25 protein-coding genes are annotated in these 24,399 nt (G+C 70.7%); 13 read left to right on the forward strand and 12 right to left on the reverse strand.

What is annotated here, in order from left to right:
• Positions 1-96: 96 nt before the first annotated feature.
• On the forward strand, positions 97-684 hold the full coding sequence (locus D7X74_RS13655; protein ID WP_120533388.1) for a hypothetical protein: 588 nt from the start codon (positions 97-99) through the stop codon (positions 682-684).
• Between the two features lie 40 nt (positions 685-724).
• Here the strand turns inward: D7X74_RS13655 and D7X74_RS13660 are convergent, their stop codons facing one another.
• Complete coding sequence (locus tag D7X74_RS13660) at positions 725-2,320, reverse strand: sigma 54-interacting transcriptional regulator (protein ID WP_233595279.1); 1,596 nt, start codon at positions 2,318-2,320, stop codon at positions 725-727.
• Positions 2,321-2,550: 230 nt separating this feature from the next.
• Between D7X74_RS13660 and D7X74_RS13665 the strand changes: the two genes are divergently transcribed.
• From D7X74_RS13665 to D7X74_RS13680, 4 genes are all read left to right on the forward strand, one after another.
• Positions 2,551-3,105: a peroxiredoxin gene (locus D7X74_RS13665; protein ID WP_120533390.1), complete on the forward strand. Its 555-nt coding sequence runs from the start codon at positions 2,551-2,553 to the stop codon at positions 3,103-3,105.
• A gap of 6 nt (positions 3,106-3,111) precedes the next feature.
• Positions 3,112-3,639, forward strand: coding sequence for a carboxymuconolactone decarboxylase family protein (locus D7X74_RS13670; RefSeq protein WP_120533391.1), 528 nt, complete (start codon positions 3,112-3,114; stop codon positions 3,637-3,639).
• Between the two features lie 102 nt (positions 3,640-3,741).
• Positions 3,742-4,224 carry a DNA starvation/stationary phase protection protein Dps gene (gene dps / locus D7X74_RS13675; RefSeq protein WP_120533413.1) on the forward strand — a complete coding sequence of 161 codons (483 nt, stop codon included), beginning with the start codon at positions 3,742-3,744 and terminating at the stop codon, positions 4,222-4,224.
• A 46-nt stretch (positions 4,225-4,270) separates the two neighbouring features.
• Complete coding sequence (locus D7X74_RS13680; RefSeq protein WP_120533414.1) at positions 4,271-5,539, forward strand: pyridoxal phosphate-dependent aminotransferase; 1,269 nt, start codon at positions 4,271-4,273, stop codon at positions 5,537-5,539.
• 22 nt (positions 5,540-5,561) lie between these two features.
• On the opposite strand, the gene D7X74_RS13685 is transcribed toward D7X74_RS13680, so the two are convergent.
• Entirely contained in the window at positions 5,562-6,254 is a 693-nt protein-coding gene (locus D7X74_RS13685) for an SIMPL domain-containing protein (protein WP_120533392.1), read from the reverse strand.
• 65 nt (positions 6,255-6,319) lie between these two features.
• On the opposite strand from D7X74_RS13685, the gene D7X74_RS13690 reads away from it, so the two are divergent.
• The 3 genes from D7X74_RS13690 to D7X74_RS13700 all read left to right on the forward strand — a co-directional run bounded on the left by D7X74_RS13690 (position 6,320) and on the right by D7X74_RS13700 (position 9,042).
• Positions 6,320-7,567, forward strand: coding sequence for an MFS transporter (locus D7X74_RS13690; RefSeq protein WP_120533393.1), 1,248 nt, complete (start codon positions 6,320-6,322; stop codon positions 7,565-7,567).
• Between the two features lie 177 nt (positions 7,568-7,744).
• The gene (locus D7X74_RS13695; RefSeq protein ID WP_120533394.1) at positions 7,745-8,521 is read left to right on the forward strand and encodes a hypothetical protein; all 777 of its coding nucleotides are present in this window, start codon (positions 7,745-7,747) and stop codon (positions 8,519-8,521) included.
• Positions 8,522-8,682: 161 nt separating this feature from the next.
• Positions 8,683-9,042: a GFA family protein gene (locus D7X74_RS13700; protein ID WP_120533395.1), complete on the forward strand. Its 360-nt coding sequence runs from the start codon at positions 8,683-8,685 to the stop codon at positions 9,040-9,042.
• A gap of 23 nt (positions 9,043-9,065) precedes the next feature.
• Here D7X74_RS13700 and D7X74_RS13705 read toward each other — a convergent pair whose 3' ends face one another.
• From D7X74_RS13705 to D7X74_RS13725, 5 genes are all read right to left on the reverse strand, one after another.
• Positions 9,066-9,500, reverse strand: a complete 435-nt coding sequence (locus D7X74_RS13705; RefSeq protein WP_120533396.1) for a hypothetical protein — start codon at positions 9,498-9,500, stop codon at positions 9,066-9,068.
• Positions 9,501-9,533: 33 nt separating this feature from the next.
• Complete coding sequence (locus D7X74_RS13710; protein ID WP_120533397.1) at positions 9,534-10,685, reverse strand: zinc-dependent alcohol dehydrogenase; 1,152 nt, start codon at positions 10,683-10,685, stop codon at positions 9,534-9,536.
• Between the two features lie 91 nt (positions 10,686-10,776).
• Positions 10,777-11,454 carry a DNA-3-methyladenine glycosylase gene (locus tag D7X74_RS13715; protein WP_120533415.1) on the reverse strand — a complete coding sequence of 226 codons (678 nt, stop codon included), beginning with the start codon at positions 11,452-11,454 and terminating at the stop codon, positions 10,777-10,779.
• Positions 11,455-11,510: 56 nt separating this feature from the next.
• On the reverse strand, positions 11,511-11,999 hold the full coding sequence (locus tag D7X74_RS13720) for a hemerythrin domain-containing protein (RefSeq protein ID WP_120533398.1): 489 nt from the start codon (positions 11,997-11,999) through the stop codon (positions 11,511-11,513).
• A gap of 82 nt (positions 12,000-12,081) precedes the next feature.
• Positions 12,082-13,596, reverse strand: coding sequence for an FAD-dependent oxidoreductase (locus D7X74_RS13725; protein ID WP_120533399.1), 1,515 nt, complete (start codon positions 13,594-13,596; stop codon positions 12,082-12,084).
• Between the two features lie 223 nt (positions 13,597-13,819).
• On the opposite strand from D7X74_RS13725, the gene D7X74_RS13730 reads away from it, so the two are divergent.
• The 4 genes from D7X74_RS13730 to D7X74_RS13745 are packed head-to-tail and all read left to right on the forward strand — an operon-like array spanning position 13,820 to position 17,355.
• Entirely contained in the window at positions 13,820-14,038 is a 219-nt protein-coding gene (locus tag D7X74_RS13730) for a hypothetical protein (protein WP_120533400.1), read from the forward strand.
• 4 nt (positions 14,039-14,042) lie between these two features.
• Complete coding sequence (locus D7X74_RS13735; protein ID WP_120533401.1) at positions 14,043-16,157, forward strand: PAS domain-containing hybrid sensor histidine kinase/response regulator; 2,115 nt, start codon at positions 14,043-14,045, stop codon at positions 16,155-16,157.
• Positions 16,154-16,564: a response regulator gene (locus D7X74_RS13740; protein ID WP_120533402.1), complete on the forward strand. Its 411-nt coding sequence runs from the start codon at positions 16,154-16,156 to the stop codon at positions 16,562-16,564. Before D7X74_RS13735 ends, D7X74_RS13740 begins: the two co-directional genes overlap by 4 nt.
• A gap of 29 nt (positions 16,565-16,593) precedes the next feature.
• Entirely contained in the window at positions 16,594-17,355 is a 762-nt protein-coding gene (locus D7X74_RS13745; RefSeq protein WP_120533403.1) for a GvpL/GvpF family gas vesicle protein, read from the forward strand.
• A gap of 8 nt (positions 17,356-17,363) precedes the next feature.
• Here D7X74_RS13745 and D7X74_RS13750 read toward each other — a convergent pair whose 3' ends face one another.
• The 5 genes from D7X74_RS13750 to D7X74_RS13770 form a co-directional block, all read right to left on the reverse strand.
• Positions 17,364-18,095 (reverse strand): DUF4340 domain-containing protein, encoded by a 732-nt coding sequence (locus D7X74_RS13750; RefSeq protein WP_233602091.1) that lies wholly within the window; start codon positions 18,093-18,095, stop codon positions 17,364-17,366.
• 300 nt (positions 18,096-18,395) lie between these two features.
• Positions 18,396-20,267 (reverse strand): Gldg family protein, encoded by a 1,872-nt coding sequence (locus D7X74_RS13755; RefSeq protein WP_120533416.1) that lies wholly within the window; start codon positions 20,265-20,267, stop codon positions 18,396-18,398.
• Positions 20,264-20,986 carry an ABC transporter permease gene (locus tag D7X74_RS13760; RefSeq protein WP_120533404.1) on the reverse strand — a complete coding sequence of 241 codons (723 nt, stop codon included), beginning with the start codon at positions 20,984-20,986 and terminating at the stop codon, positions 20,264-20,266. The genes D7X74_RS13755 and D7X74_RS13760 overlap by 4 nt, the downstream gene beginning before the upstream one ends.
• A complete protein-coding gene (locus D7X74_RS13765; RefSeq protein ID WP_120533405.1) occupies positions 20,983-21,906 on the reverse strand; it encodes an ABC transporter ATP-binding protein in 924 nt (307 codons plus the stop codon). The genes D7X74_RS13760 and D7X74_RS13765 overlap by 4 nt, the downstream gene beginning before the upstream one ends.
• Positions 21,907-21,980: 74 nt before the next feature.
• The gene (locus tag D7X74_RS13770; protein ID WP_120533406.1) at positions 21,981-23,399 is read right to left on the reverse strand and encodes a TIGR01777 family oxidoreductase; all 1,419 of its coding nucleotides are present in this window, start codon (positions 23,397-23,399) and stop codon (positions 21,981-21,983) included.
• Positions 23,400-23,431: 32 nt separating this feature from the next.
• Between D7X74_RS13770 and D7X74_RS13775 the strand changes: the two genes are divergently transcribed.
• Positions 23,432-24,394, forward strand: coding sequence for an L-threonylcarbamoyladenylate synthase (locus tag D7X74_RS13775; RefSeq protein ID WP_120533407.1), 963 nt, complete (start codon positions 23,432-23,434; stop codon positions 24,392-24,394).
• The last annotated feature ends 5 nt before the right edge of the window (positions 24,395-24,399 follow it).

Here is a 24,399-nt window from a genome sequence, read left to right on the forward strand (position 1 = left end):
GGCCCCGGTCGTACCCCGCCGGGGAGTCGTCTCCTTTGAATGCGCGGCGCCCTGCCCCGTCCATCAGGGCAGACACGCTCTTGAAGGAGACACCCCATGGCGAAGTGGCTGCTGGCAACGATGGCGCTTTCCCTCCCGGCCCTGGCCCACGCAGGCGACTTCCGCAAGCCCACCGAGCAGGGCCGTGACCGGCAGGAGCTGCGGCAGGACCGGCGCGAGACGCGCGATGATCGCCAGGACCTGCGTCAGGTGGAGTCACTGCTCGCCCGGTACGACTCGGCCCGCGGCCGCTACGCCCGGCGCGACCTGATGCAGGTGGAGCAGGACCTGCGCGACTACGTCGCGGCGGAGCTGAACGAGTCCCACCGCGAGCTGGCCCAGGACAAGCGCGAGGCACGCGGCAGCACGCGCGAAGTGCGCCATGACGGCTACCGCTCGGATGACCGCGACGACCGCCGCGACGACGTGCGCGACGCCCGCCAGGAGTCCCGCGCCCTGCGGCAGACGCGCGGCATCGCCCAGGAGCTGAACGGGCTCTATGGCCGCATGGACAGCGGCAGCGTGATGCGCAAGCGGATGCTGCTGGCGGACCTGGTGCAACTGGCGCGCGCCGAGCAGTCACAGAACCGTGAGGAGATGCGCGAGGACCGCCGCGAGGCCCGCGAGGACAGCCGCTGGTACTGAGCCAGCGCGGAGGCCGGGCCGGGACGCATCCTCCGGCCCGTCACGCCTCCTCGGCCGTGAACCCCTCCAGCCGCGCGATGCCCAGCTTCTTCATCCGGCTCTGCAGCGTGGACGGCTTGAGCCCCAGCAGCGCCGCCGCGCCGCCGTCGCCATAGACGCGGCCCCGGGTCAACGTCAGCACCCGCAGGATGTGCTCGCGCTGCACCGCCGCCAGCGTCGCCACCGGCGCTCCTGAAGGCAGCGCCGCCGGGGCTTCCACCGAAGCCACGTGCGCCCCCACGGGAGCACCTCCCACCGGCAGGTCGAACGCATTCGCCGACAGCTCCTGCCCCTGCGTCAGGATGGTGGCGCGCTCCAACGCATTCGCCAGCTCGCGCAGGTTGCCCGGCCAGTCATACGCCGCCAGCCGCGTCAGCCCGGAGGCCGTCACCCGCATCCCGCGCCGACCGATGCGCCGCGCCTGCTCCTCCAACAGGAACACCGTGAGCTGCGGCAGGTCCTCGCGCCGCTCGCGCAACGGCGGCAGGCGCAGCGGGAACACGCTCAAGCGATAGAACAGGTCCTCGCGGAAGCGCTTCTGGGCGATCGCCTGGTGCAGGTCCACGTGCGTGGCCGCCAGGATGCGCACGTCGGCCTTCACCGTCTTGTCGCTGCCCACCGGCTCGAATGCCTTCTCCTGGAGCGCGCGCAACAGCTTCGCCTGCAGCTCCACGGGCAATTCGCCAATCTCATCCAGGAGCAGCGTGCCCCCGTTCGCCATCTGGAAGCGGCCCGCCCGGTCGCGGTTCGCCCCGGTGAAGGCGCCCTTCACGTGGCCGAACAGCTCGCTCTCCAGCAGGCCCGCCGGAATCGCCGCGCAGTTGAGCGACACGAAGGGCTGGTCCCTGCGCGAACTCCAGCGGTGGATGGCCCGCGCCAGCCGCTCCTTGCCCGTGCCCGTCTCACCGGTAATCAAGACCGGCGTGTCCGTCTCCGCCACCTGCCGCGCGCGCCGGGACAGGTCCCGCATCACCGGGCTCAGCGACGTCTCCAGGATGCCTTCCGAGTCCCCGCCCAGCTGCGACTCCAGGAGCCTGGCGCGCTCGTGGTCCTGGCGGTGCAGCCGCTCCACCACCACCTGCTTCTCCGCGCCCTGGAGCGCCGTGGCCAGCATCTGCCCGTACACCTCCACCAGGTCCACCACCGGCTGCGCGTACGCGACGCACTCCGCGCGATCCAACGTCAGCACGCCGTAGCAGCGCTCCCCCGCGCACAGCGGCACCACCATGCACGAGTGGCCCGCGGGCAGGTCCAGCACCCCGTCGAACGGGTCCCCATCCCCGTGCGCGTGGTCCTCTTCCGTGAACGCCCGCGCGCGCCGCGTCTCCAGCGCCTGCCGCAATGATGGGAAGTCCGACAGCTGGAGCGAGTGCTTGCGCACCGCCTGGTTCGCCAGCGGCCCACGCGCAGCCACCGCCTCCAGCTTTCCCTCCTTGAGGAGGAACAGCGTGGCCAGGTCGAAGGGGACCACGCGCGTCAGCCAGTCCAGTCCCCGACGGAGAAGTTCCCCCACCCCCTCTTCGGTGGTTGCCAGCTCGACCAGCTCCCGAGCATCCTGCGTCACTTCCGGGTGGCGCCCCATCAGTTCATCCGGCATGTGTTACCGATAATAGCGGCCCACCGAAATTGCAGTGGCGACAAGCACCGGGATTTCGTTATTCACCCTCCCGGCAGCACCGCCCCGCCGGTGCGGATTCGAGGGTCTGACGCAAACCCCTGGAATCATAGAAGTTGAAGCACTGGCACGGGAGCTGCTTTACACCGTAGCAACCACAACCTCTGGGGTGGACCACGATGGCCCGCCCCCCATCCCAAGGAGTCGAATCCATGCTGACCGTCGGCGACAAGCTTCCGAACTTCAAGCTGAAGGGCACCGTGAGCCTGGAGAAGGGCAAGGAGTTCCAGGACATCACGAACGAGACCTACAAGGGCAAGTGGCTCATCCTGTTCGCGTGGCCGAAGGACTTCACGTTCATCTGCCCCACGGAGATCGCGGAGTTCGGCAAGCGCAACAAGGACTTCAACGACCGCGACGCGCAGGTGCTGGGCCTGAGCACGGACAACGAGTTCGTGCACCACGCGTGGCGCACGCACCACCCGGACCTGAAGAGCCTGCCCTTCCCCATGCTGGCGGACGTCAAGCGCGAGCTGTCCGCCGCGCTGGGCATCCTGCACAAGGAAGAGGGCGTGGCCCTGCGCGCCACGTTCATCGTGGATCCCGAGGGCATCATCCGCCACGTGTCCGCGAACGACCTGTCCGTGGGCCGCAACGTGGGCGAGTACGTGCGCACGCTGGACGCCTTCCAGACGGACGAGCTGTGCCCGTGCAACTGGCAGAAGGGTGAGGAGACCCTCACCTCGAAGCTGGCGAAGGCGGGGTAACCCACCATGGCCTCGCTCGAAGTCGTCCGCAGTGAACTCGCGGATGCCCACAAGGACACCCGCCTCAACCTCTCCGCCGTCCTGGAGAGCACGACCCTCACCCCGGAGCAGCGTTGGGGTACGGCCGTGGCATGCGCCTTCGCCGCTCGGAATGACCGGCTGAAGGAGGCGATGCTGAACGAGGCGAAGCAGGCGCTGGGTGAGAAGTCCGGGCCGGTCATCGAGGACGCACGTGCGGCGGCCTCGCTGATGGCGATGAACAACGTCTTCTACCGCTTCCGCCACATGATCGGGAAGGAGTCGTACTCGACCAAGCGGGCGGGACTGCGGATGAACCGGCTCGCGCAGGTGCTGACGAACAAGGTGGACTTCGAGCTGGTCTGCCTCGCGGTCAGCGCCATCAACGGCTGCGAGATGTGCATCCAGTCCCACGAGAAGGTCGTGCTGGATGGCGGCCTCACCGAGGAGCACGTGCACGACGCGGTTCGCATCGCCAGCGTCATCCACGCGGCGGCGGTGGGCCTGGAGTCGTAAGGGTCCGCTGCGCTCCGTGACATGAAGTTCCTGGCGCCCTCCGGTGGCAACACCGGGGGGCGCTTTGTTTCCACCCCTCTCTTCGAAAGGCACGAGTCCCCCATGGCCCTCTACAAGAGCCCGAGTCCCCTCTCCGAGCAGGCCCGCACCGCCATCTCCGCCACCCTCAACGAGCGGCTGTCGGACGGGTTGGACCTGCACTCGCAGATCAAGGTCGCCCACTGGAACATCAAGGGCCCGCAGTTCGCCGCCCTGCACCCGCTGTTTGAAACCTTCGCGGTGAGCCTCGCCAACCACAACGACTCCATCGCGGAGCGCGCCGTGACGCTGGGCGGCCGGGCGTACGGCACCAGCCGCCACGTGGGCACGCACAGCCGCCTGCCTGAGTACCCGCAGGAGACCTCCCGCGACCTGGAGCACGTGAAGCTGCTGGCCGAGCGCATCGAGGTGTACCTGGCCGGCCTGCGCGACAGCCGCAAGCAGGTGGAGGGGCACCAGGACACGGACACGGTGGACCTGTTCACCGGCATCATCACCGAGTTCGAGAAGCACGCCTGGTTCCTGCGGGCGTCCCTGGAAGGCTGAAACAGGGAGGCTGCACCGAAGTGGGGGGCGCGCTAGCGTGCCCCCCGTGAGCGACAGCGTCCCCCTGCATGCCTTCCGCACCGTGCCCCGCACGGGCGTCATCTTCGTCACCGCCGAGGCCACCCGCCGCGGCTACCGTCCCGGCGACCCGGACTGGTGCAACCTGGGCCAGGGTCAGCCGGAGACGGGCGACCTGCCCGGCGCCCCGCCCCGCGTGAGCCAGGTGACGGTGGACATGGCGGACCAGGAGTACGCGCCCGTCGCGGGCCTGTGGGAGGTGCGGGAGGCCATCGCCAGCCTCTACAACCGCCTCTACCGCAAGGGCCTGCCCAGCCAGTACAGCGCGGAGAACGTGTGTCTGTCCGGCGGTGGCCGCGCGGCCCTCACCCGCGCCGCGGCCAGCCTGGGCAGCGTGAACCTGGGCCACTTCCTGCCCGACTACACCGCATACGAAGAGCTGCTGGACGTCTTCAAGGCGTTCACCGCCATCCCCATCCTGCTGGAGGGCTCGCGCGGCTACGCCTTCACCCACGAGGATTTGCGCCGCGAAATCCAGGGGCGCGGCCTGTCCGCGCTGCTCTTCTCCAACCCGTGCAACCCCACCGGCAAGCTGGTGCAGGGCGACGAACTGGCGCGGTGGGTGGGCGTCGCGCGCGAGCTGGAGTGCTCGCTGCTCATCGACGAGTTCTATTCGCACTACATCTGGACGGGCCGTCCGGGCGTGCTGCCGGTGGAGAGCGCCGCCCGCTACGTGGAGGACGTGAACCGCGACCCGGTGGTGCTCTTCGACGGGCTCACCAAGAACTGGCGCTACCCGGGCTGGCGCATGACGTGGACGGTGGGGCCGAAGCAGGTCATCGACACCGTGTCGAGCGCGGGCAGCTTCCTGGACGGCGGCGGCAGCCGGCCCCTGCAGCGCGCGGCGATTCCGCTGCTCCAGGAGGAGCCGGTGGTGGCGGAGACGCGCGCCATCCACGCCACCTTCCGCGAGAAGCGCGACAAGTTCCATTCGCGCCTGGAGCGGCTGGGCATCCGCACGGACCGGGCGCCGGACGGGACGTTCTACGTCTGGGGCAACCTGTCCGGACTGCCCGCGCCGCTCAACGACGGCATGGCCTTCTTCCGCGCCGCGCTGGAGCACAAGGTCATCACCGTGCCCGGTGAGTTCTTCGACGTGAACCCGGGCAAGCGCCGCGCCCGGGCCTCGCGCTTCCGCAGCTACGTGCGCCTGTCCTTCGGCCCCTCGTGGGAGACGCTGGACAAGGCGCTGCAGCGACTGGAAGCGCTGGTGCTCCAGCACACGCCCGCGACCTGAAACCCGGCAGCGCCGGCCCCGGTCAGGACTCCGGGGTCGGCACGCTGCGGAACTCCGCCGTGGCCATCACGTGCACCTTCTTGCGGTGCGACAGCGGGAAGCCCAGCGCCACGCGGCCCTTGGTGTAGCTGCCCCCCGGATACATCGGCACGGAGGAGCCCTCATCACCGGCGTTGTAACCCCCGCGCCCGGTGGCGAAGAGGTGCGACTCCAGCGTCTTTTCGGAGAAGCGGTGCAGCCCCGCGAGCTTCACGCCCAGCCCGGCGGCCACGCGGCGGGCCTTCTTCACCGACTCGCGCGCCAGCGCCTCCAGCCAGTCCTGGCGGAACTCCAGTTCGCGCGAGTAGCCCCACTTGAGCTCGCGCAGCGTCGCCTGCTTCAGGGTGCTGAAGGCCGCGAGCACGTCCCCCAGCCGCTCCACCTGCTCCAGCCGGATGCGCAGCATGTACACCGCCGAGGACGAGCGCGTGAGCAGCCCCTCCGACATCTCCGCCTGCACCGACTGGAGGGTCACGGCCGTGCGGGGCACGCCCAGCTCCTCCAGCGCGCGCACCAGCACCACCACCTCCCTCGCGTTGGTGAACGCCGCGTTGCCGGTGAAGAAGGCGGACGCCTTCACCTCCACCACCGCGTCCACGTGGTCCGCTTCCAGCTCGTGGTCGGCGGACAGCTCCACGACGATGATTCCCGACTCGGTTCCGGCCTGCTCCGACATGCGCCCCTCTTCGTTCCCGACCACACGCGTTTGGAAGGGCGGGAGTATAGGCTGCCCCCACGACCATGCGACGCATCCCGTCCCGGCTGTGGCTGTTGTGCGCCCTCTACTTCGTGCAGGGACTTCCGTTCGGCTTCCAGGTGACGGCGCTGCCCGTCTACCTGCGCACGCGGGGCGTCTCGCTGGCCGCGCTGGGGTTCGCCGGCGCGCTGTCGCTGCCGTGGATGCTCAAGGCGCTGTGGGCCCCGCTGGTGGACCGCTACGGCTCCCAGCGCGTGGGCCGGCGCCGCTCCTGGATCTTGCCCATGCAGGCGGGCCTGGCCCTGGCGTGCGTGGGCGCCGCCTTCGCCGCGCAGCGGGACTCGCTGCCGCTGCTGCTGGGGCTCATCTTCGTGATGAACCTCTTCGCCGCCACCCAGGACATCGCGGTGGACGGCTTCGCGGTGGACCTGCTGCGCCCGGAGGAGCTGGGCCCGGGCAACACCGCGCAGGTCGTGGGCTACAAGCTGGGCATGCTCACCGGCGGCGGGCTGCTCGTGTGGGCCAGCTCGCGCATCGGCTGGTCGGGGCTGTTCCTGGTCATGGCCGCGCTGTGCCTCACGGTCTTCACCGTCGTCCTCTTCGTGCGCGAGCCGCCCCCGCGTGAGCAGGAGGGGCCCGCCGGGCCGAAGCTGGACTGGCCCGTGCTCTTGACGCGCCTCAAGTCCGCGCTCACCGTGCCGGGCACCGGGTGGCTCTTGCTCTTCATCGGCACGTACAAGCTGGGCGAGTCCATGTCCGACGTCCTCTACAAGCCCTTCCTCGTGGACGCCGGCTACACGCCCGCCCAGATTGGCCTGTGGGTGGGCACGTGGGGCACCGCCGCGTCGCTCATCGGCTCCACGTGTGGCGGGCTCATCGCCGCGCGCCTGCCGCTCCTGGGCGCGGTGGCGCTCACCGGGACGCTGCGCCTGTTGCCCCTGGCCGGACGGTGGCTGCTCACGCAGGTGGGCGTCAGCGACGCGGGCGTGCTGGGCGTCACCCTCACCGAGGAGTTCTTCGGCGGCGCGCTCACCACGGTGATGTTCGCCTTCATGATGTCGCGCACCGACCGCCGCATCGGCGCCACGCACTACACGCTGCTGGCCAGTGTGGAGGTCGCGGGCAAGGCCCCCGCCGGGCCCCTGGCGGGACTGCTCGCGGATCCGAAGTTCGGAGGCTGGGGCTACCCGAACGTGTTCCTGCTGGGCGTCGCGCTGTCCGCCGCGTTCCTCGCGCTGCTCGCGCCCCTGCGCCGCAACAGCCCCGCCCCCACGACCCAGCCCGTGTCGTGAAACATTTCCGTCACGCCCGTCGCCGTTCATCACGGACGTGTCACGGGGGCGCGTGTCACCGGAACCTCACGCCGGACCTGTCAGGGGCGCGTGGTACTTGCCACCGCGTCGTCTGAAGTTCCCCCCGAACACGGGCGCCGGTCCCCCGGCCCCGCGAGTGAAGAGGTTCTGGTTCCCATGATGAACAAGTCGATGAAGTCGCTCCTGGGCGGGCTCGTCCTGCTCACCGCGCCGACGGCGCTCGCCACGTCCACCACCAGCATCCCCGCCTTCGAGGCGAGCATCACCACCGCGCGCGGCACCACCAGCCCCGGCGGCGCCACCGTCATCCGCTCGGAGCTCAAGACCGCGCTCGACGCGTTCCTCAACGACACCGGCGGCCCCACCGGCGTGGACAGCGCGGAGCGCGCCTACCTCACCACCCGCCTCAACGACACGCCGTTCCAGCAGTCGCTGACGGGCACCGCGGCGAAGTACTTCGCGGACTTCTACGAGCTGAACGACGCGAACCCGGTGGGCGCGCCCCTGTACCTGAGCCCGGTCGCCGGCACCGCCGCGTCGCTGTACGGCGCCACCGGCCCGCTGGCCAACGCCTCGCGCATCCAGGAGGGCTACATCGCCAACGGGCAGGGCGTCGCGAACCAGGCCACCCTGGGTGAAGCGTTCAGCTCCTACTTCGGTCCGCAGAGCAGCATCTTCGAGCCCATCACCGTGAAGGAGCTCATCGCGCGGCTCAGCGGCAACATCTTCTCCGCCACCCCGACGGTGGACGAGGTGGAGGGCGCGACGGCCTTCATCACGGCCATCTCCCGCAACAGCAACCGCCTCTACGTCACCGGCTGGAGCTGCCGGGGCTGCGGCGCGCCGGGCTACACGGCCGGCTACGTCATCGCCGCGGTGAGCACCGACCGCCGCTTCGTGCGGATGGTCTCCGTGATGACCACCTCTGACTGATGTGAAGTCCTGACGCACCGCCGCAAAAGCACCCCGGGGCACGGCTGTGCTCCCGGGGTCGCTTGCGGTCCCCGCCACCTCTGTCATTGATTCGCGCCACGGTCCGGGTGGGCGGAGCGCAGGCTCCGGCCCGGCTCCCACGAACCCCTGGAGGAAGCGACATGGCGGAGATGAAGACGTACGCGGGTGCATGCCACTGTGGACAGGTCCAGTACGAGGCCCGGACGGACCTGGCGCAGGTGGTGAGCTGCAACTGTTCCATCTGTCACAAGCGCGGCCTGCTCTTGACCTTCGTCCCCCCGGAGCAGTTCAAGCCCCTGGCCGGCGTGGACAACCAGAAGCTCTACCAGTTCAACAAGAAGGTCATCGACCACCTCTTCTGCTCCAACTGCGGCGTGGAGTCCTACGGCACCGGCGTGGGCCCGGATGGCAAGCGGATGTTCGCCATCAACGTGCGCTGCCTGGACGGCGTGGACCTCTCCACGCTCACCCCCATGCCCTACAACGGCCGGGACGCTTAAGGCCTCCCGCGCGGCCCGCCGCCTCAAGCGCGGCGGGCCCGCCACATCAGGCCGGCGGCGAGGACCACGGCCGAGGGCGCAGCCCAGGGAAGCGACCTCTTCACGCGGTGCTCCCAGACGTCCACCCGGTCCGCCAGCAGCAGCAGCACCCAGTGCCCGGGGTGGTGGTCCGGCTTCGCATAGGCGGCCCTTCGCAGCAGGCCACTGAGCCCCCGCGGAGGCTGGGCGGTGCCGAACACCGGCGGCATCTGCTTGCGGCCCGCGTGCTTGTACACCGGCACGTCCGCGTGCTGGGACGCGATGGGCACCCGGGCCCCCGCCAGCGGCTGCGGCGCCGTCTCCATCGGGACGCCCGGACGCTGGGACGGATCCAGGTCCACGGCGATGTCCGTCGGCTCCGGCTTCGACTTCGCACGGGGCTTCGCGGCGCCTGGCTTGCGCGGTGTCTTCTGGGGCATGGACGTGCCTCCTGTTTTTCGGTGGGGTTCAGCTCAGGCATGACCGTGGGGCATGAGGACGCACTTGATGCAGCCGTCCTGCTTGTCGGAGAACAGCTCGTACGCGTCCGGCGCCTCCTCCAGCGGGAAGCGGTGGGTGATGATGGCCTTCGGGTCGATGCGCCCCTTCTGGATGTGCTCCAGCAGGTGCGGCATGTAGCGCCGGGTGTTCGCCTGGTTCATCCGCAGCGTCAGGCCCTTGTTCATCGCGGTGCCAATGGGGATGAAGTTCCACGGCGGCCCGTACACGCCGATGATGGAGATGTTGCCGCCCTTGCGCACGCAGTTGATGCACCACTGGATGACGGTGGGCGCGCCGGCCTCCAGCTTCAGCCCCAGGCCCAGCACGCGGTGCGCGCGCGAGCCCTCCGCCTCCATGCCCACCGCGTCGATGCAGACGTCCGGGCCCCGGCCTTCGAACAGCTCCTTCAGGTGCAGGACGATGTCGCCCACCCGCTTGAAGTCCACCGTCTCCACGTGGGCGAACCTCCGCGCGAACTCCAGGCGGTACGGCAGGTGGTCCACCGCCACCACGCGGCCCGCGCCCATCAGCCACGCGGACTTCATCGCGAAGAGGCCCACGGGGCCCGCGCCGAACACCACCACCGTCTCCCCGCCTTTTATCTCCCCCATCTCCGCGGCCTGGTAGCCGGTGGGCAGGATGTCGCTGAGGAAGAGGACGGACTCGTCGTCCATGCCGTCCGGAATCTTCATGGGCCCCACGTCCGCGAAGGGCACGCGCACGTACTCCGCCTGCCCGCCGTCGAAGCCGCCAGTGGTGTGCGAATAGCCATACACGCCCGACGCCACGTCGCTGCCCGGGTTGCTGTTCTCGCAGTTCCCGGTGAGGCCGCGCTGACAGTAGAAGCAGGTGCCGCAGGAGATGTTGAAGGGCACCACCACGCGGTCGCCCTTCTTGAGCTGAGACACCTCGCCGCCCACCTCCTCCACCACGCCGGTGAACTCGTGGCCGAAGGTGCAGCCCACGCGCGTGTCCGGCACCAGCCCGTGAAGCAGGTGCAGGTCCGAACCGCAGATGCCTGAGCGGGTCACCTTGAGGACGACGTCCTGGGGATGCTCGATGCGCGGATCGGGCTTCTGCTCCACCTGGACGCGGTAGGGACCTTGATAGGTGAGTGCACGCATGCGCGTTGATTCCTCCGTCCCCTAGGGGTGAGGACGGCCGCGCGCCACGACAACGGACGGTCTGCCCCGAGGGCCAGGTCGCCGGGCGGTCCTACAACGGGGCGAAGGTGCCCACGGGCAGGTCCGCCGCCCGCCACAGATACCAGCTCACCACCGTGCGGTACGGGCGCCAGCGCTCGCCGTAGGCCAGCAGCGCCTTGGGCTTGGGCATCTCCTTCAGGCCGTTCATGACCATGAAGCCCTTGCGCACGCCGTAGTCGTCCACCGGCAGGATGTCCGGCCGGCCCAGGCGGAAGATGAGCAGCATCTCCACGGTCCACTGGCCAATGCCTCGCACCTGCGTGAGGTGCTCAATCAGGTCCGCGTCGGACATGCGGCGCACCCGGGCGAGCGGCGGCACGGTGCCATCCACCGTCTTGCGCGCCAGGTCCTGGATGGCCAGCAGCTTGTTCGCGGACAGGCCTGCTTCGCGCAGGCTCAGGTCCGGCAGCGCGAGCAGCCTCTCCGGCGTGAAGCCCTTGCCCTGCCCCACCCGTTCGCACACCCGCCCGAAGATGGTCGCCGCCGCGCGGCCGTGGAGCTGCTGGTAGACGATGGAGTGCGCCAGCGCCTCGAAGGGGCTGTGCAGTGGGCTGCGCTCCATGCGGAAGGGGCCCACCGTCTTGAAGAGGGGCCCGAGCGTCGGGTCGGCCTTGAGCAGCGAGCGCCGCACGGCGGGCGTGTACGCTTCTGGGAGCAACGAAGGGGACGGGGCGGGAGCGCGCGGCATGGGCCGCATGCTGCCCGGCCCCCTGCCACGCGCAACCCCGTTCCCACGCGCTCCGCCTAGATGGGCGCGGCGCGGTCGGTCTCCTCCGGCACGTCCATGCGCGGCTCGCCGTCCATCAGCGCGTCGAACTCCTCCTCCATCTGGATGCCCAGGTCCTCCAGCTGCTCCTTGCTCATGAGCTTGCGGGCGGACTTGAAGAGGTCCTTCTCCTCCTCCTCGACGTGGTGCTCCACGTTCTCCTGGAGGACCTTCATCTTGGCGTCGAACTCCTCGTCGTCCGCCTCCATCTCCAGCAGGTCCGCGATGAGGCGCTTGACGACGAGGTGCTCCTCCACCGCCTCGCGCAGCTCGTCCTCGGTGTCCTCCTTCTTGAGCGCAGGATAGAAGTACAGCTCTTCAATCTTCGCGTGCGCGCCCAGCCGGTCCGCCACCTGCTCGAAGATTTCCTGCCGCTGCCCGTCGTCGTGGTCCGCGAGCTTCTCGTACTTCTTGAAGAGCTTGGCCACTTCCTCGTGCTGCTGCTTCAGAAGATCCAGTGCGTTCATGTCGTCCCCCAGGGTGAGTCGGATTCCGGTGCTGATAGATGGGGGTGGAGGCCCGTGAATGGAAGTCACCCACCCGCACTTCTCACTTCACCGGCAATTTCCGCGACGGCAGATCCTTCATCGCGGGGCCGTTGAGCACGCGGCCGGTGGGGCTGAAGCGGCCGCCGTGGCACGGGCAATCCCAGGAGCGCTCCGCGTTGTTCCAGTGCACGTGGCACCCCAGGTGCGTGCACACGGGGGACACGGCGTGCGCGGTGCCGTCGTCCTCGCGGTAGACGGCCACCTTGCGGCCCTCCACTTCGAGAATCTTCCCCTCGCCGGGGGCGACGTCCGCCAGTTGACGCCCGTCCGGCTTCGCCAGGCGGTCCGCGACGAAGCGGAAGGCCACCTCCGCGTTCTCCTGGATGAAGTCCTTCGCGCTGGCCTTGGGCTTCACGCGGCCCGGGGCGTACAGCGCGGCGTAGGGGTTCTCGTTGCCGAGGATGAGGTCCGACACCACCATGCCGGCCAGCGTCCCGAACGTCATGCCCGTGCCGGAGAAGCCCGTGGCCACGTACACGTGGCGGCTGCCCACGTTGCGCCCGATAGAGGGAAGGCCATCCGCGGGTTCGATGACCTGTCCCGACCAGCGATGGGTGAGCTGCTTCACGGGCAGGTGCTTCACCGCGTACTCCTCCAGCGCGGTGAAGCATGAGGCCGTGTCCTCCTCGCTTCCGACCTTGTGGTCCTCGCCGCCCACGATGACGTACGGCACGCCGTCCACCTGCTGCGTGCGGATGTAGTGATAGGGGTCCTGGCTGTCGTAGTACTGGCCCGCTTCCAGGGGCCCCTCCAGCGGCCCCGCCACCGCGTAGGTGCGGTAGGGGTAGAGCCGGGTGTGCATCGCCACGCGGTTGAGCGGCGTGGTGGTGGCCTCCACCACGACCTGGGCGGTGACGGTGCCCCGCTCGGTGACGACGCGACAGGGCGTGCCGTCGTACAGGTCCACCACCTTCGTGTTCTCGAACAGGTGGCAGCCGTCTCCGGGGAGGGCGTCCGCGAGCGCGAGCAGGTACTCGCGCGGGTGGAACAACGCCTGGTCCTCCACCCGCAGCGCGCCCTTCACCGGGAACGGCAGGGGCACGTCCTTGGTGAAGGAGGCCAGGAGCCCCACCTGCCTCGCGGCGGACACTTCGAGCAGCAGCTCGCGCAGCTCGCTGTCGGTCTCCGCGTACTTGAAGGCCGGCACCCGGGTGAAGCCGCACGGGATGGAGAGCGACTCCACCAGCGAGGCAATCTGTTCGATGGCGGCCCGGCTGGAGGACGCGGCCAGGTGCGCGCCCTTGTCACCGAAGTCCTGGAGGAGCGTGGTGTACGGCGTGTCCAGCAGCTCCGTGAGGTGCGCGGTCGTCTGGCCCGTCTGGCCGGAGAGGACGCGGTGCATCTCCAGCACCGCCACCTTCTTGCCGGCGCGCTTGAGCAGCCAGGCCGTCGTCAGTCCCGCGATGCCGCCGCCGATGATGGCCACGTCCACCGCGAGGTCGCCCGGCAGGGTGGGGAAGTCCCGGGGAGGGGTGGTCACCGTCCAGAGAGATTTGTTCAGGCGCTCGTCATTCATGGCTCAAGGCTAGGAATCCGCCCCCCAGGGCATAAGCCGCGCCTGCCGTGGCCTGACCGGCCGCCTGCCTGGCATGGGGTGTGCGCGATCCAACAGACCCCTGCCCCGGGTGTTGGCAAGTCATGCCCCGGGCGCGGGAGAGGCTGGGGCACACCAACCCCAGCGCGTTAGAACACCCAGGCCGGGGGTCCGCGCGCCGGGCGGGCCAAGGAGCGGTGTCGAGATGCCCGTGGAACGCATCGCTGGCGCGGCCAGCCTGGTGGACCTGCTGGACCGGATGCTGGACCGGGGGCTGCGCTTCGATGCGCGGGCCCTGGGGACTTCGGGGCGCGCCGCCCCGTTGGAGGGGGAGGCGCGCATCGTGGTGGCATTTTCGGAGGTCCGCACCGCAGACTCGCCGGAACGCGGACTCCCACCGCGTGAACCCTCACCCGGAGCGTAAGTACGTGGCGTCTCCAGCCCCGCTGCCCCCCGCCGAAGCCGATGCCGGGGCACGCCTCGTGCTCGCCGAGCACCTGCTCGCCTGCGAGTCCGCCGTCGCCTGTGCGCGGGCGGTGGTGGAGTGGCTCTCCCGGCAGACTGGCGCGCCGGTCGCGTGCCTGGGTCCAGGCGACGGCGGGACGGTGCCCGGGTGTCTGGCCAGCGAGGGGCTGACGGGCGCCCAGCAGGCGGCGCTCGGGCGGGCCTGGGAGGAGCCGGATTCCGCGCTGGCCCCCTTCCACACCCGGCCCGGGGCCCGGTGGCTGGCGGCGGACGCCTTCGAAGGCAACGTGCTTCCGGGCGGCTTCCTGGCGGTGCCGCTGGGCCGGCCCGGGGCGCCTGCGGTCGCGCTCCTGGCGGTGGGGCTGTCCGGGCCCGGCGTGCCGCGGGACGTGGCCTGGGCGGCGTCCTGCGCCGGGCCGCTCCTCGCGCGGCTGACGGCCTCGGATGCCCGGACGCCGCGCCGGTTGGAGCCGGACCGGCTCCTGCGCCGGGTCATCAACGCGGTGTCGGATCCGGTGCTGCTGACGGACCCGGAGGGCGGGCTGCTCTTCGCCAACGGCCGCGCGGAGGCGCTGCTGGTGGCGGGCCCGGATGCCAGCCCGGGCCGGGCGCGGGCGGTGGAGCTCAACCAGCGCCTGTTCCGGGAGACGCTCGCGCAGGGCGGCGCCACGGGGACGGGCGTGCACCGGCTGGAGGTGCCGCTGGTGGACCCGGTGGAGGGCATGGACCTGCTCTTCGAGCTGGTCACCACGCCGGTGCTGGCGCCGGACGGCCCCGCGGTGGTGGTGAGCGTGCTGCGCAACGTGACGGACCTGGGCCGCGCCGCGCAGGCCCTGGGGGAGAGCGACCGGCGGCTGCGCGCCACCGAGCGCGAGGCGCGCAGCGAGCGCCACCGGTTGGACCGGGTGCTGGACTCGGTGGCGGACCCCATCATCCTGTCCGACCCGTCCGGCGGCATGGTGATGATGAACGACCCGGCCGAGCGGCTCTTCGCCTGGCCCCGCGAGGCGGGCGAGGCCTTCATGCGCCGCGTGCGCGCGAATGAGGGGCTCTTCGGCTCCTTCCTCTCCCACCTGCTGGGCCCCGACAACGCGGGCGTGTCGCGGTGGAAGAGCCAGCTGACGCTGGACGACCCCACCAGCGGCGCGCCCGTGCCCATGGAGGCCATGGCCAACAAGGTGGTGGGCGACCAGGGCGAATTGACGGGCATCGTCACCGTCTTCCACGACCGCACGGAGGTGCTGGAGCGGGCGCGGCTGTTGGAGCGGGTGAAGGAGGTCTCCAGCGAGCTGGAGGCGCGCGTGCTGTCCGCGACGGCGGAGCTGGCCGAACAGAACGAGAAGCTGCGCCGGCAGGCCATCCAGTTGGAGCAGGCGAGCGCGGCCAAGTCGCAGTTCCTGGCCAACATGTCGCATGAGTTCCGGACGCCGCTCAACGCCATCCTCGGCTACACGAACATGCTGCTGCAGGGCGTGTCCGGAGAGATGACGCCGCCGCAGCGCCGCAACCTCACCCGCATCGACTCCAACGGGCGGCACCTGTTGGAGGTCATCAACGAGATTTTGGACATCACCCGCATCGAGGCGGGGCGGATGCCGCTGCACCTGACGGACTTCGGGCTGTCGGAGCTGTTGCAGGAGGTGATGGCGGAGATGGACCCCATCATCGCGCGCAGCAAGCTGACGGTGGAGACGCACCTGGAGGAAGGTCTGCCGGGCGTGTGGACCGACCGACAGAAGGTGAAACAGATTGTTCTCAACCTGTTGTCCAACGCGCTGAAGTTCACGCATGAGGGCAGCGTGCACGTGTCGGCGGAGTATCAGAACGGCACCGGCATCCTCTCCATCTCGGTGAAGGACACGGGGATCGGCATCGACGTGTCGAACCAGGAGAAGATCTTCGAGGACTTCCAGCAGGTGGACAGCTCCCCCACGCGGGCCTATGGGGGCACCGGCCTGGGACTGTCCATCTGCCGTCGACTGGCCACCATGCTGGGGGGACGCGTCTCCCTCCAGAGCAGCCCGGGCCAGGGTTCGACCTTCACCCTGCACTTTCCACGACGCGCGAGACGGACATGACGAACACCCTGGAAAAACCCAAGCCGCTCGTGCTGGTGGTGGACGACTACCAGGATGCCCGGGAGATGTACGCGGAGTACCTGGAGTTCTCCGGCTTCCGCGTGGCGGAGGCGAAGAACGGCCAGGAGGCGTTGGACAAGGCCTTCGAGCTGGTGCCGGACGTCATCCTGATGGACCTGTCCCTGCCGGTGATGGACGGCTGGGAGGCGACGCGCCGGCTGAAGGGCGACGCGCGCACGCGGCACATCCCGGTGGTGGCGCTCACCGGGCACGCGCTGAAGGGGCACTCGGAGGACGCGAACCAGGCCGGGTGTGATGCGTACGTCACCAAGCCGTGCCTGCCGGACGCGCTGGTGGAGCAGGTGAAGAAGATGATCGCGCGCGGAGAGACGGCCGCGGCACGCTGAAGCGTTTCAGTCGAAAGGCGGTTCACGCCATGGCGACGAAGCAGCAGGCGGAAGTGTCACGGGGAAGCCGGGCGCGCTACGTGTACGCCATCCTGCGGGCGGCGGGAGGCTGGGAGCCGGAGCTGGCGGGGCTGGGCACGTCGCCGGTGCGCACGGTGCGCGAGGACGACCTGGTGGCGCTGGTGTCCGACGCGGCGGGCCTCCGGGTGGCGCCCACGCGGTCCCATCTGCTGACGCATCAGCGCGTGGCGGATGCGGTGCTGCGCGAGCACACGGTGGTGCCGGTGGCCTTCGGCACGGTGCTGCCGTCGGAGGAGCGCGTGCGGGAGGTGTTGCGCACGGCGCACGCACCGCTCGTGCGCGCGCTGGACGTGCTGGAGGGGCGCGTGGAACTGGGGCTGAAGGTGTACTGCCACCGCGACGCGCTGACGCGCAGGCTGGAGGAGGAAGCGCCGGAGCTGGCGCGGCGGCCCTCCGAGCCCGAGGAGGACCACGAGCAGCGGATGGAGCTTGCGCTGCTGGAGCGCACCACGCGGGACATGGGGGTGCTGCGCGACGGGCTGGGGCCGCTGGTGGCGGCCGCGCACGAGTCCGCGCCCCTGGGTGAGCGGATGCTGCTCAACGCGGCCTTCCTGGTGGACCGCGCGGCGGTGGCCGCCTTCGAGGCGCGGTTGAGGACGCTGGCGGCGCGCACGGAGGTGTACGCGTACCGATTCAGCGGCCCCTGGCCGGGCTACAGCTTCGTGGACGTGCGGCTGGGCGTGGAGACAGGCCCCGCCGCGGTGTCCTGACGGGCGTTTCAGCGCGGCGGCGCGGTGAGCTTCGCGGCCTCCTCGGCCAGGGACTCCAGGCCGCCGCCCATGCGCGTCCAGCCCGGGGTGAGTTCGGTGCGCGCGTACCACGTGTGGTCCGGCGTCATCGCCATGGAGAGTTCGCCCACGGGCTTGCCGGCGCGCTGGTATTCGATGCGGAAGGCGGGCGAGGAGGCGAGGCCCGGCGGGGACTCGCCCCGGCCGAGGAACTCAATCGGGGTGAGGCGCCACACGCGGTCGTGCCAGTTGCGGGCGAAGTCGTCCGGGGTGCCGGGAGCGTCCACGGGCGCGAGCTGCACGGCGCCCGGTGGCTGGCCACTGGCCACGAAGGCGCGGGACTTGTTTCCGGAGGTGATGACCACGCGGTCGAAGCCGTCCACGTCGAAGGTGTGCATGCGCCGATCCACGAGCCGGCTGGACGCGGCCTCCAGGTCCGACAGCAGCGCGGGGCCCAGGAGGAAGACGTGGCTGTCGGAGGGGCGCTGGAGGTAGGGCGCGCCCCAACCGGAAGCGGGGGCCGCGAGGCGGAAGGTCTTCGGGGTGCCGTCCACGGTGAGCGTCAGCGCCCGCTCCGTCTTCGCGAGGCCGATCTCCTCCAGCTTCCTTGCGTCCAGGACGCCCAGGTCGCGCTGGGCCCGCAGCGGGGCGAACTTCGCGAACAGCTTCTGGGCCGTGTCGTTGCCGCGCAGCGTCCGATGCGGGGGCCACCGGCAGCGCATCCGATGCAGGCGTCGCTGCTCGCGGCGCGGACGCGGGAGCCCTCGCGACCACGGGCTCCACCTTCGGCTTCACGGGCTTGTTGCCCAGGCGGACCCAGATGGCGTCCCGGTCCTGGGCATCGCGGAACAGCTCCACGAAGCGCGCCTCGTCCTCGTAGCGGACCCGGTCGAGCACACGCACCCGCGCGTCCTCCACCGTCACCTCGCCCGCCGCGCGGGACGGCTCGCGCTGCCACACGTAGAACGCGGCCACCAGGGCCACGCCCGCCAGGACTCCCTGCACGGCCACGTCGCGCGCCTTCATCGCGCACCTCCCACCGCGGCGCTCCGGGGCGCACGCCGTCCGCGCCTGCGCGTCACGAAGAAGCCCACCGCCAGCACCACCACCGGCGCCAGGAAGACGGTCGCGTAGAACCACGCGACGTCCTGCGAGCGCGTGTGCTGCAACGGCACGTCCTCCTCGCTCGTCGTCGCGCCGGAGAGCGCCTCCTCCCCGGACAACCAGCGCAGCGTGTCCACCGCCAGGTACGCGTTGCCCACGTTGCCCAGGATGCCGTCGCCCAGCGCGTCCGCGTCCGCCATCACCACCGCTCGCGGCGCGGGCTTCCCCTCCCCCGCCGCCGGACGCTCCACCGCCACCACCAGCGGCCATGCCCGTGTGACTTCACCGGCCTGGGACTCGAAGTCGCCGTTGAGATCCGCGAAGGTCTCCGCCTGCGCACGCACGCTCGTGTCCAGCTTCACGCCGGGCACGGGCGGCGACACCAGCTCCAGCGCCACCGCGCCCGGGAACGCCACCGCCGCCTGCGACCCCAGCGCGGACATCGACGTGACGGACGGGTGCGAGGAGAAGCTCGCCGTGCCCAGGTTGCCCCGGTCGCTCACCTGACGCGTGGTGCGGAAGTAGACGCGGTCGTTCGCCAGCGGCACGCGCAGCGACCGGAGCCCCATCGGCTTGAGCAACGGCTCCAGCGCGGCACCGTCCGGCTCCAGCGCGATCCACAGCCGACCGCCCTGCATCCAGTACTCCTGAAGCGCGGTGGTCTCCTCGGGGCGCAGCTCGCTCGTGGGCCCCAGCACCGCCACCAGCGCCGCGTCGCGCGGCACCTCCGTGCCCAGCCCCTCCGCCGCCGTGAGCGTGCGCACGTCCACGTTCTGCGCGCGCAGCAGCTCCTTGAACTGCGCCACCGACGGCCGGGCCGCTTCACCGGGAACGGGCCGCGTGTCGGCGCGCTCCCCATGGCCGCCCGTCAGGTAGACGATGCGCCGGGGCTTCGCCACCGACAGCATCCGCCGCTGCACCTCCGCGTCCAACCGCTGGAGCTGCCCCCGCGCACGCTCCATGTCCAGGCCCAGCGTCAGCACCTCCTTGCGGTCCCCGCGTGACAGCACCACGGAGCCGTTGTTGCTGACGCCCAGCGCCTTGCCCCGCGCGGGCTCCACCGCCTGATCCAACGACTCCACGCTGAGCAGCGGGCTCTCCGGCTCCAGGTCGCGGAAGTACTGCCGCACCGCCTCCCCCACCTCGTTCGCGGGCGGGAAGAAGAGCGTCACCTGCAAGGGCTCGTTGAGGCCGAGCACCCGCTTGCGCGTCGCCTCGCCCGGCCGGGCCGTGCGGAAGTACGACAGGTCCCAGGTGGCATCCGCCTTCGTCGCCACGTAGGTCGCCGCGAACGCGAACACGCCCACGAAGGCCATGCCCAGACCGGAGAACAGCGCGCTGCGCACCCGCCCCGTCTCCGGCACCGGTGCACGCGCCATCGCCACGAGCGCGGCCTCCACCAACGCCAGCGGCAGGAGCGCGCACACGAGCAGCGCCGGGAACAGCACCGCCAGCACCCCCGCCAACCTCGGGGCGGAGCGCGACAGCGGCGCCCCGAAGAGCGCCGTCCCCACGTCCCCCTGGAGGAAGTAGAGCACCAGCGCCAACAGCCCCAGCGCGTACAGGACCAGGACCCACCGCTCCAGCGCGCGCCGCGCCGGAGGGGCCGCCAGCATCCGCACCACGCGCCAGCCGGTGGCGCCCACGGCGACGGCGACGCCCAGCGCGGCCAGGGCCACGCGGCCGGAGCCCACGCCCAGCACGCGCTCCGCGAGGAAGACCGCGACCAGCCCCGAGACGAAGGCCACCGTCGCGGCCAGCCCGGTACCGAAGGAAACCGGCGTGCTCATCGCCACCTCCGCGCTTCCAACACCCGTGTCGCCGCGAACAGCGCCACGTACGTGACGACCAGGTAGTAGACGACGTCGCGCACGTGGATGAGCCCTGCCTGGAACGGGGGGAAGTGCTGGTTCCACAGCGACATCGCGCTGAAGACATCCGACAGCGGCTGCTCCGTGATGCGCGCGAGCAACCAGCACAGGATGAGCGCCACCAGCATCACCGCGGAGAAGATGGCCGCGAGCAGCTGGTTCTTCGCCAGCGACGAGCCGAACGTGCCCACCGCCAGCGACGCGCTGCCCAGCAGCAACAGCCCCAGGTAGCCCGCCGCCACGTGCCCGAAGGACACCTTGCCGTTCACCAGCACCAGCAGCGGCATGTACAGCGTGCACGCGAGGTAGAGCGCGAGGAACGCGAGCCCCGCCAGGAACTTGCCCAGCACGATGTCCCGGTCGCGCACCGGAGACGCGTACAGGAGCGGCAGCGTGCCCGTCTGGCGCTCCTCCGCGAGCAGCCGCATGGACACCAGGATGGCCGCCACGATGGTGAAGCCACTGGAGTAGTAGAAGAAGCCGGACAGCACCTCCGCGGAGCGCTTGCTCGCGCCGCCCAGGGCGTACGCGTTGAAGAACAGGCCGTTCACCGCGAGGATGACCGCGAGGATGACGTAGCCGCTGAGCGTGCGCAGGTAGCCGGCCAGCTCGCGGCGAGCAATCAGGAGCGCCTTCACGCGCGCACCTCCTGGCCCGTCAGCTTGAGGAAGAGCGCTTCCAACTGCCCTTCGCCCGCATCCAGCCGCAGCAACTCCAGCCCCGCGCCCACCACCGCCCGCGCCACCTGGGGCCGCAGGTCCGGGGACACCGCCACCTTCAGCCCGAGCACCTCGCCCTCCCCCTGCCGCACCTCCACCGCGCCAAACCCCTGGAGCACTTCGAGCGCGCGCGCACGCGAGCCCCGCACGTCCAGCTCGATGGACGGACCGCCCAGGCTGCGCGACAGCTCCTCCTCGCTGCCCTGCGCGAGCAGCGCGCCCTTGTGGATGATGAGCAGCCGGTCACACGTCTGGGAGATCTCCGGGAGGATGTGGCTGGACACGAGCACCGTGTGCGCGCCCTTGAGGCCGCGGATGACGTCGCGCATCTCGACAATCTGGAGCGGATCCAACCCGCTGGTGGGCTCGTCCAGGATGAGCAGCGCGGGCCGGTGCACCAGGGCCTGCGCCAGTCCCACGCGCTGGCGGTAGCCGTGGCTGAGCGTGGAGATGACCTCGCCGTGCACGTCACGCAGGCCCGTCTTCTCCTCGGCCTCGCCCACGTGGACGGGGGTGGCCTTGGCGGGCACGTCGCGCAGGCGGGCGACGTAGGCCAGGTATTCGCCCACCGTCATCTCCTCGTAGACGGGGGGCACGTCCGGCAGGTAGCCGATGCGCTGGCGCACCTCGTGGGACTGGTTCACCACGTCGTGCCCGTCAATGACGACGCGCCCCGAGGTGGGCAGCAGCACGCACCCGAGAATCTTGAGCGTCGTCGACTTGCCCGCGCCGTTGAGGCCCAGGAAGCCAATCACTTCACCCTGACCGATGGTGAAGGCGAGGTCGCGGATGGCCGCGTGCTCGCCGTAGTACTTCGTCAGCCCGTCGACCTGGATCATCAGGAAGGACTCCTCGAAGCGAGGGGGAAACGGCGCACTTCTGGCCCCCCGCCCCGGGAGTGTCAAGCACCGGCCTACGTGTGGCGGAATTCCGCGCCCTCGGTGGTGCGGCCCAGGGTGAAGCGCAGCGCGCCTTCCAGGTCGGGGAACTGGAAGGGGAACCCGTGGGCCTGGGCCACCGTGGGCAGGACGTGGGCGCTGGACAGGAGGGTCTCCTCGCCCATCTGCCCGAACACGGTCTTCACCACGCCCGCCGGCAGCGGGAAGAGGGCCGGACGGTGCAGCACCTTGCCCAGCACCCGGGCCAGGTCCCCCTGCCGCACGGCGTTCGGCGCCACGGCGTTGAGCGGGCCGCGCAGGGACGGCGTGCCGATGGCGAACTGGATGAGGCCCAGCAAATCCTCCATCGCCACCCAGCTCATCCACTGCTTCCCGGAACCGATGGGCCCGCCCCCACCCGCGAGGAACACGGGCGCGAGCTTCCCGACCACCCCGCCCTTCGCATCCAGCACGACGCCGATGCGCAGGTGCACCACGCGGATGCCCGCGGCCTCCGCGGGCGCGGTGGCGGACTCCCACTGGCGCGTGACGTCCGCGAGGAAGCCACCGCCCACCCCGGACGTCTCCGTCAGCTCCTCATCGCCCCGGCTGCCATAGAGGCCGATGGCGGAAGCGCAGACGAGCACGCGGGGCTTGCGGCTGGCGCGGGCCAGGGCCTCGCACAGCACGCGGGTGCTCTCCGTGCGGCTCTTGAGGAGCTCCTGCTTGCGCTCCTCCGTCCAACGTCCCTCCGCGACGTTGGCCCCGGACAGGTGCACCACCGCGTCCAGGCCCTCCAGGCCCTCCGCGTCCACGGTGCCCTTGTCGGGCGCCCAGGCGATGTCGCCCCGGGCCGCGTTCGGACGGCCACGCACCAGCCGCTTCACGCGGTGGCCCCCGGTGGTGAGGAACGACGCCAGCGCCGAACCCACGAGGCCGGAGGCGCCACCGATGGCCACGGTGAGGGGCCCCTGCTCCTTGAAGGCGGCATGGCGGCGCAGGTCCAGACGGGTGAGGGTGTGGCGGTACGCGAACATGCGCTCCAGCCGCTGGCGCGCGTAGCCCCCGCCGAAGGTGTCCCCGAGCGCCCCCACGGGCAGCACGTACTCCACCGCGTCCTCCAGGACGGAGGCCTGGGGGGCGGGGCCGGCGTGCATGCGATGGTCGTGGACCCACTTCGTGAAGGGGCCTTCACGCTGGGTGTCCTGGAAGGAGGCGCCCTCCACATAGCCGGTGTGTTCAGCGACCAGGCGCTGGGGGATGGGACCCAGGTGGATCTTCACGACGACGCGGGCACCGGGGCGGATGCCATCGCCGGTGCGCTCGACGACCTCGGCGGTCTCCCAGGGAGGAGACAGGCGTTCGAAGGCGCCCTCGCGGGTGTGCCAGTCGAAGAGGTCGGCGGTGGGGACTGGCATCTGGCTGCGCGCAGCGAAGACGTGCGACTTGCCCATGGGGGCTCCTGGGGGGAGATTGCGACCGCGCCATGCTTAATCCCGACCTCCTCGACCGTGCAGTCGAATTGCTGCGACGCGGCGGTGTCATCGCCCTGCCAACAGAGACGGTCTACGGACTCGCGGCCAACGCCGAGGACGAGCTGGCGGTCCGTCGTGTTTTCGCCATCAAGGGCCGGCCGGCCACCCACCCGCTCATCGTCCACATCCCGGGGGCGGAGCACCTGTCCCAGTGGGCCCGGGTGATTCCGGACGAAGCGACGGCGCTGGCGAAGGCGTTCTGGCCGGGGCCCCTGACGCTGGTCCTGCCGCGCACGGCGAGGGCCACGGACGCGGTGACGGGAGGCCAGGACACCGTGGCGCTGCGGGTGCCGGGGCATCCGGTGGCGCTGGAGGTGCTGCGACGGCTGGGCGGAGGCCTTGCCGCGCCGAGCGCCAACCGGTTCGGCCGCGTGAGCCCGACGACGGCGGAGCATGTGCAACAGGACCTGGGTGGAGACGTGGACCTGGTGCTGGACGGCGGTCCGTCCACGGTGGGCGTGGAGTCGACCATCGTGGACCTGTCCTCCGGTGCGCCCGCCATCCTGCGGCCTGGAGGCCTGGCGACGGAAGAGGTGGAGCGGGTGCTGGGCAGGACGGTGCCGGTGCGCGCGTCCACCACGGTGCGCGTGTCCGGTTCGCTGGCGTCGCACTACGCGCCACGCGCAGGCGTGGTGCTGGCGGAGCCTTCCGAAGTGGCTCAGCGGGTGGAGATGCTGAAGTCACAGGGGCTGCGCGTGGGCGTGCTGGGCCCCGCGTCGCTGTCACTGCCTGGGGATGTGCAGCGGTTCGACGTGCCAGGAGAGCCGGCCGAGGCCGCGCGCGTCCTGTACGCCCGGCTGCGCGAGGCGGATGAACAGGGCCACGACGTGCTCGTGGCTTGTCTGCCTTTGGCGAGCGGCCTGGGCATCGCCGTGAGAGACAGGCTGTCTCGCGCGGCGGCTCCTCGCGACTGAACAGC

The organism is Corallococcus sp. CA047B, assembly GCF_003612065.1.
In the GTDB taxonomy this organism is placed as follows: Bacteria; Myxococcota; Myxococcia; order Myxococcales; family Myxococcaceae; genus Corallococcus; species Corallococcus praedator.

Coding starts and splice junctions, on each gene's coding strand:
- D7X74_RS13750 (WP_233602091.1), bottom strand. CDS start 18,095: ATGCGCTGCCGGTGGCCCCCGCATCGGACGCTGCGCGGCAACGACACG.
- D7X74_RS13695 (WP_120533394.1), top strand. CDS start 7,745: ATGATGAACAAGTCGATGAAGTCGCTCCTGGGCGGGCTCGTCCTGCTC.
- D7X74_RS13755 (WP_120533416.1), bottom strand. CDS start 20,267: ATGAGCACGCCGGTTTCCTTCGGTACCGGGCTGGCCGCGACGGTGGCC.
- D7X74_RS13665 (WP_120533390.1), top strand. CDS start 2,551: ATGCTGACCGTCGGCGACAAGCTTCCGAACTTCAAGCTGAAGGGCACC.
- D7X74_RS13670 (WP_120533391.1), top strand. CDS start 3,112: ATGGCCTCGCTCGAAGTCGTCCGCAGTGAACTCGCGGATGCCCACAAG.
- D7X74_RS13740 (WP_120533402.1), top strand. CDS start 16,154: ATGACGAACACCCTGGAAAAACCCAAGCCGCTCGTGCTGGTGGTGGAC.
- D7X74_RS13770 (WP_120533406.1), bottom strand. CDS start 23,399: ATGGGCAAGTCGCACGTCTTCGCTGCGCGCAGCCAGATGCCAGTCCCC.
- D7X74_RS13775 (WP_120533407.1), top strand. CDS start 23,432: ATGCTTAATCCCGACCTCCTCGACCGTGCAGTCGAATTGCTGCGACGC.
- D7X74_RS13725 (WP_120533399.1), bottom strand. CDS start 13,596: ATGAATGACGAGCGCCTGAACAAATCTCTCTGGACGGTGACCACCCCT.
- D7X74_RS13745 (WP_120533403.1), top strand. CDS start 16,594: ATGGCGACGAAGCAGCAGGCGGAAGTGTCACGGGGAAGCCGGGCGCGC.
- D7X74_RS13730 (WP_120533400.1), top strand. CDS start 13,820: ATGCCCGTGGAACGCATCGCTGGCGCGGCCAGCCTGGTGGACCTGCTG.
- D7X74_RS13715 (WP_120533415.1), bottom strand. CDS start 11,454: ATGCCGCGCGCTCCCGCCCCGTCCCCTTCGTTGCTCCCAGAAGCGTAC.
- D7X74_RS13705 (WP_120533396.1), bottom strand. CDS start 9,500: ATGCCCCAGAAGACACCGCGCAAGCCAGGCGCCGCGAAGCCCCGTGCG.
- D7X74_RS13700 (WP_120533395.1), top strand. CDS start 8,683: ATGGCGGAGATGAAGACGTACGCGGGTGCATGCCACTGTGGACAGGTC.
- dps (WP_120533413.1), top strand. CDS start 3,742: ATGGCCCTCTACAAGAGCCCGAGTCCCCTCTCCGAGCAGGCCCGCACC.
- D7X74_RS13765 (WP_120533405.1), bottom strand. CDS start 21,906: ATGATCCAGGTCGACGGGCTGACGAAGTACTACGGCGAGCACGCGGCC.
- D7X74_RS13685 (WP_120533392.1), bottom strand. CDS start 6,254: ATGTCGGAGCAGGCCGGAACCGAGTCGGGAATCATCGTCGTGGAGCTG.
- D7X74_RS13690 (WP_120533393.1), top strand. CDS start 6,320: ATGCGACGCATCCCGTCCCGGCTGTGGCTGTTGTGCGCCCTCTACTTC.
- D7X74_RS13710 (WP_120533397.1), bottom strand. CDS start 10,685: ATGCGTGCACTCACCTATCAAGGTCCCTACCGCGTCCAGGTGGAGCAG.
- D7X74_RS13660 (WP_233595279.1), bottom strand. CDS start 2,320: ATGCCGGATGAACTGATGGGGCGCCACCCGGAAGTGACGCAGGATGCT.
- D7X74_RS13655 (WP_120533388.1), top strand. CDS start 97: ATGGCGAAGTGGCTGCTGGCAACGATGGCGCTTTCCCTCCCGGCCCTG.
- D7X74_RS13720 (WP_120533398.1), bottom strand. CDS start 11,999: ATGAACGCACTGGATCTTCTGAAGCAGCAGCACGAGGAAGTGGCCAAG.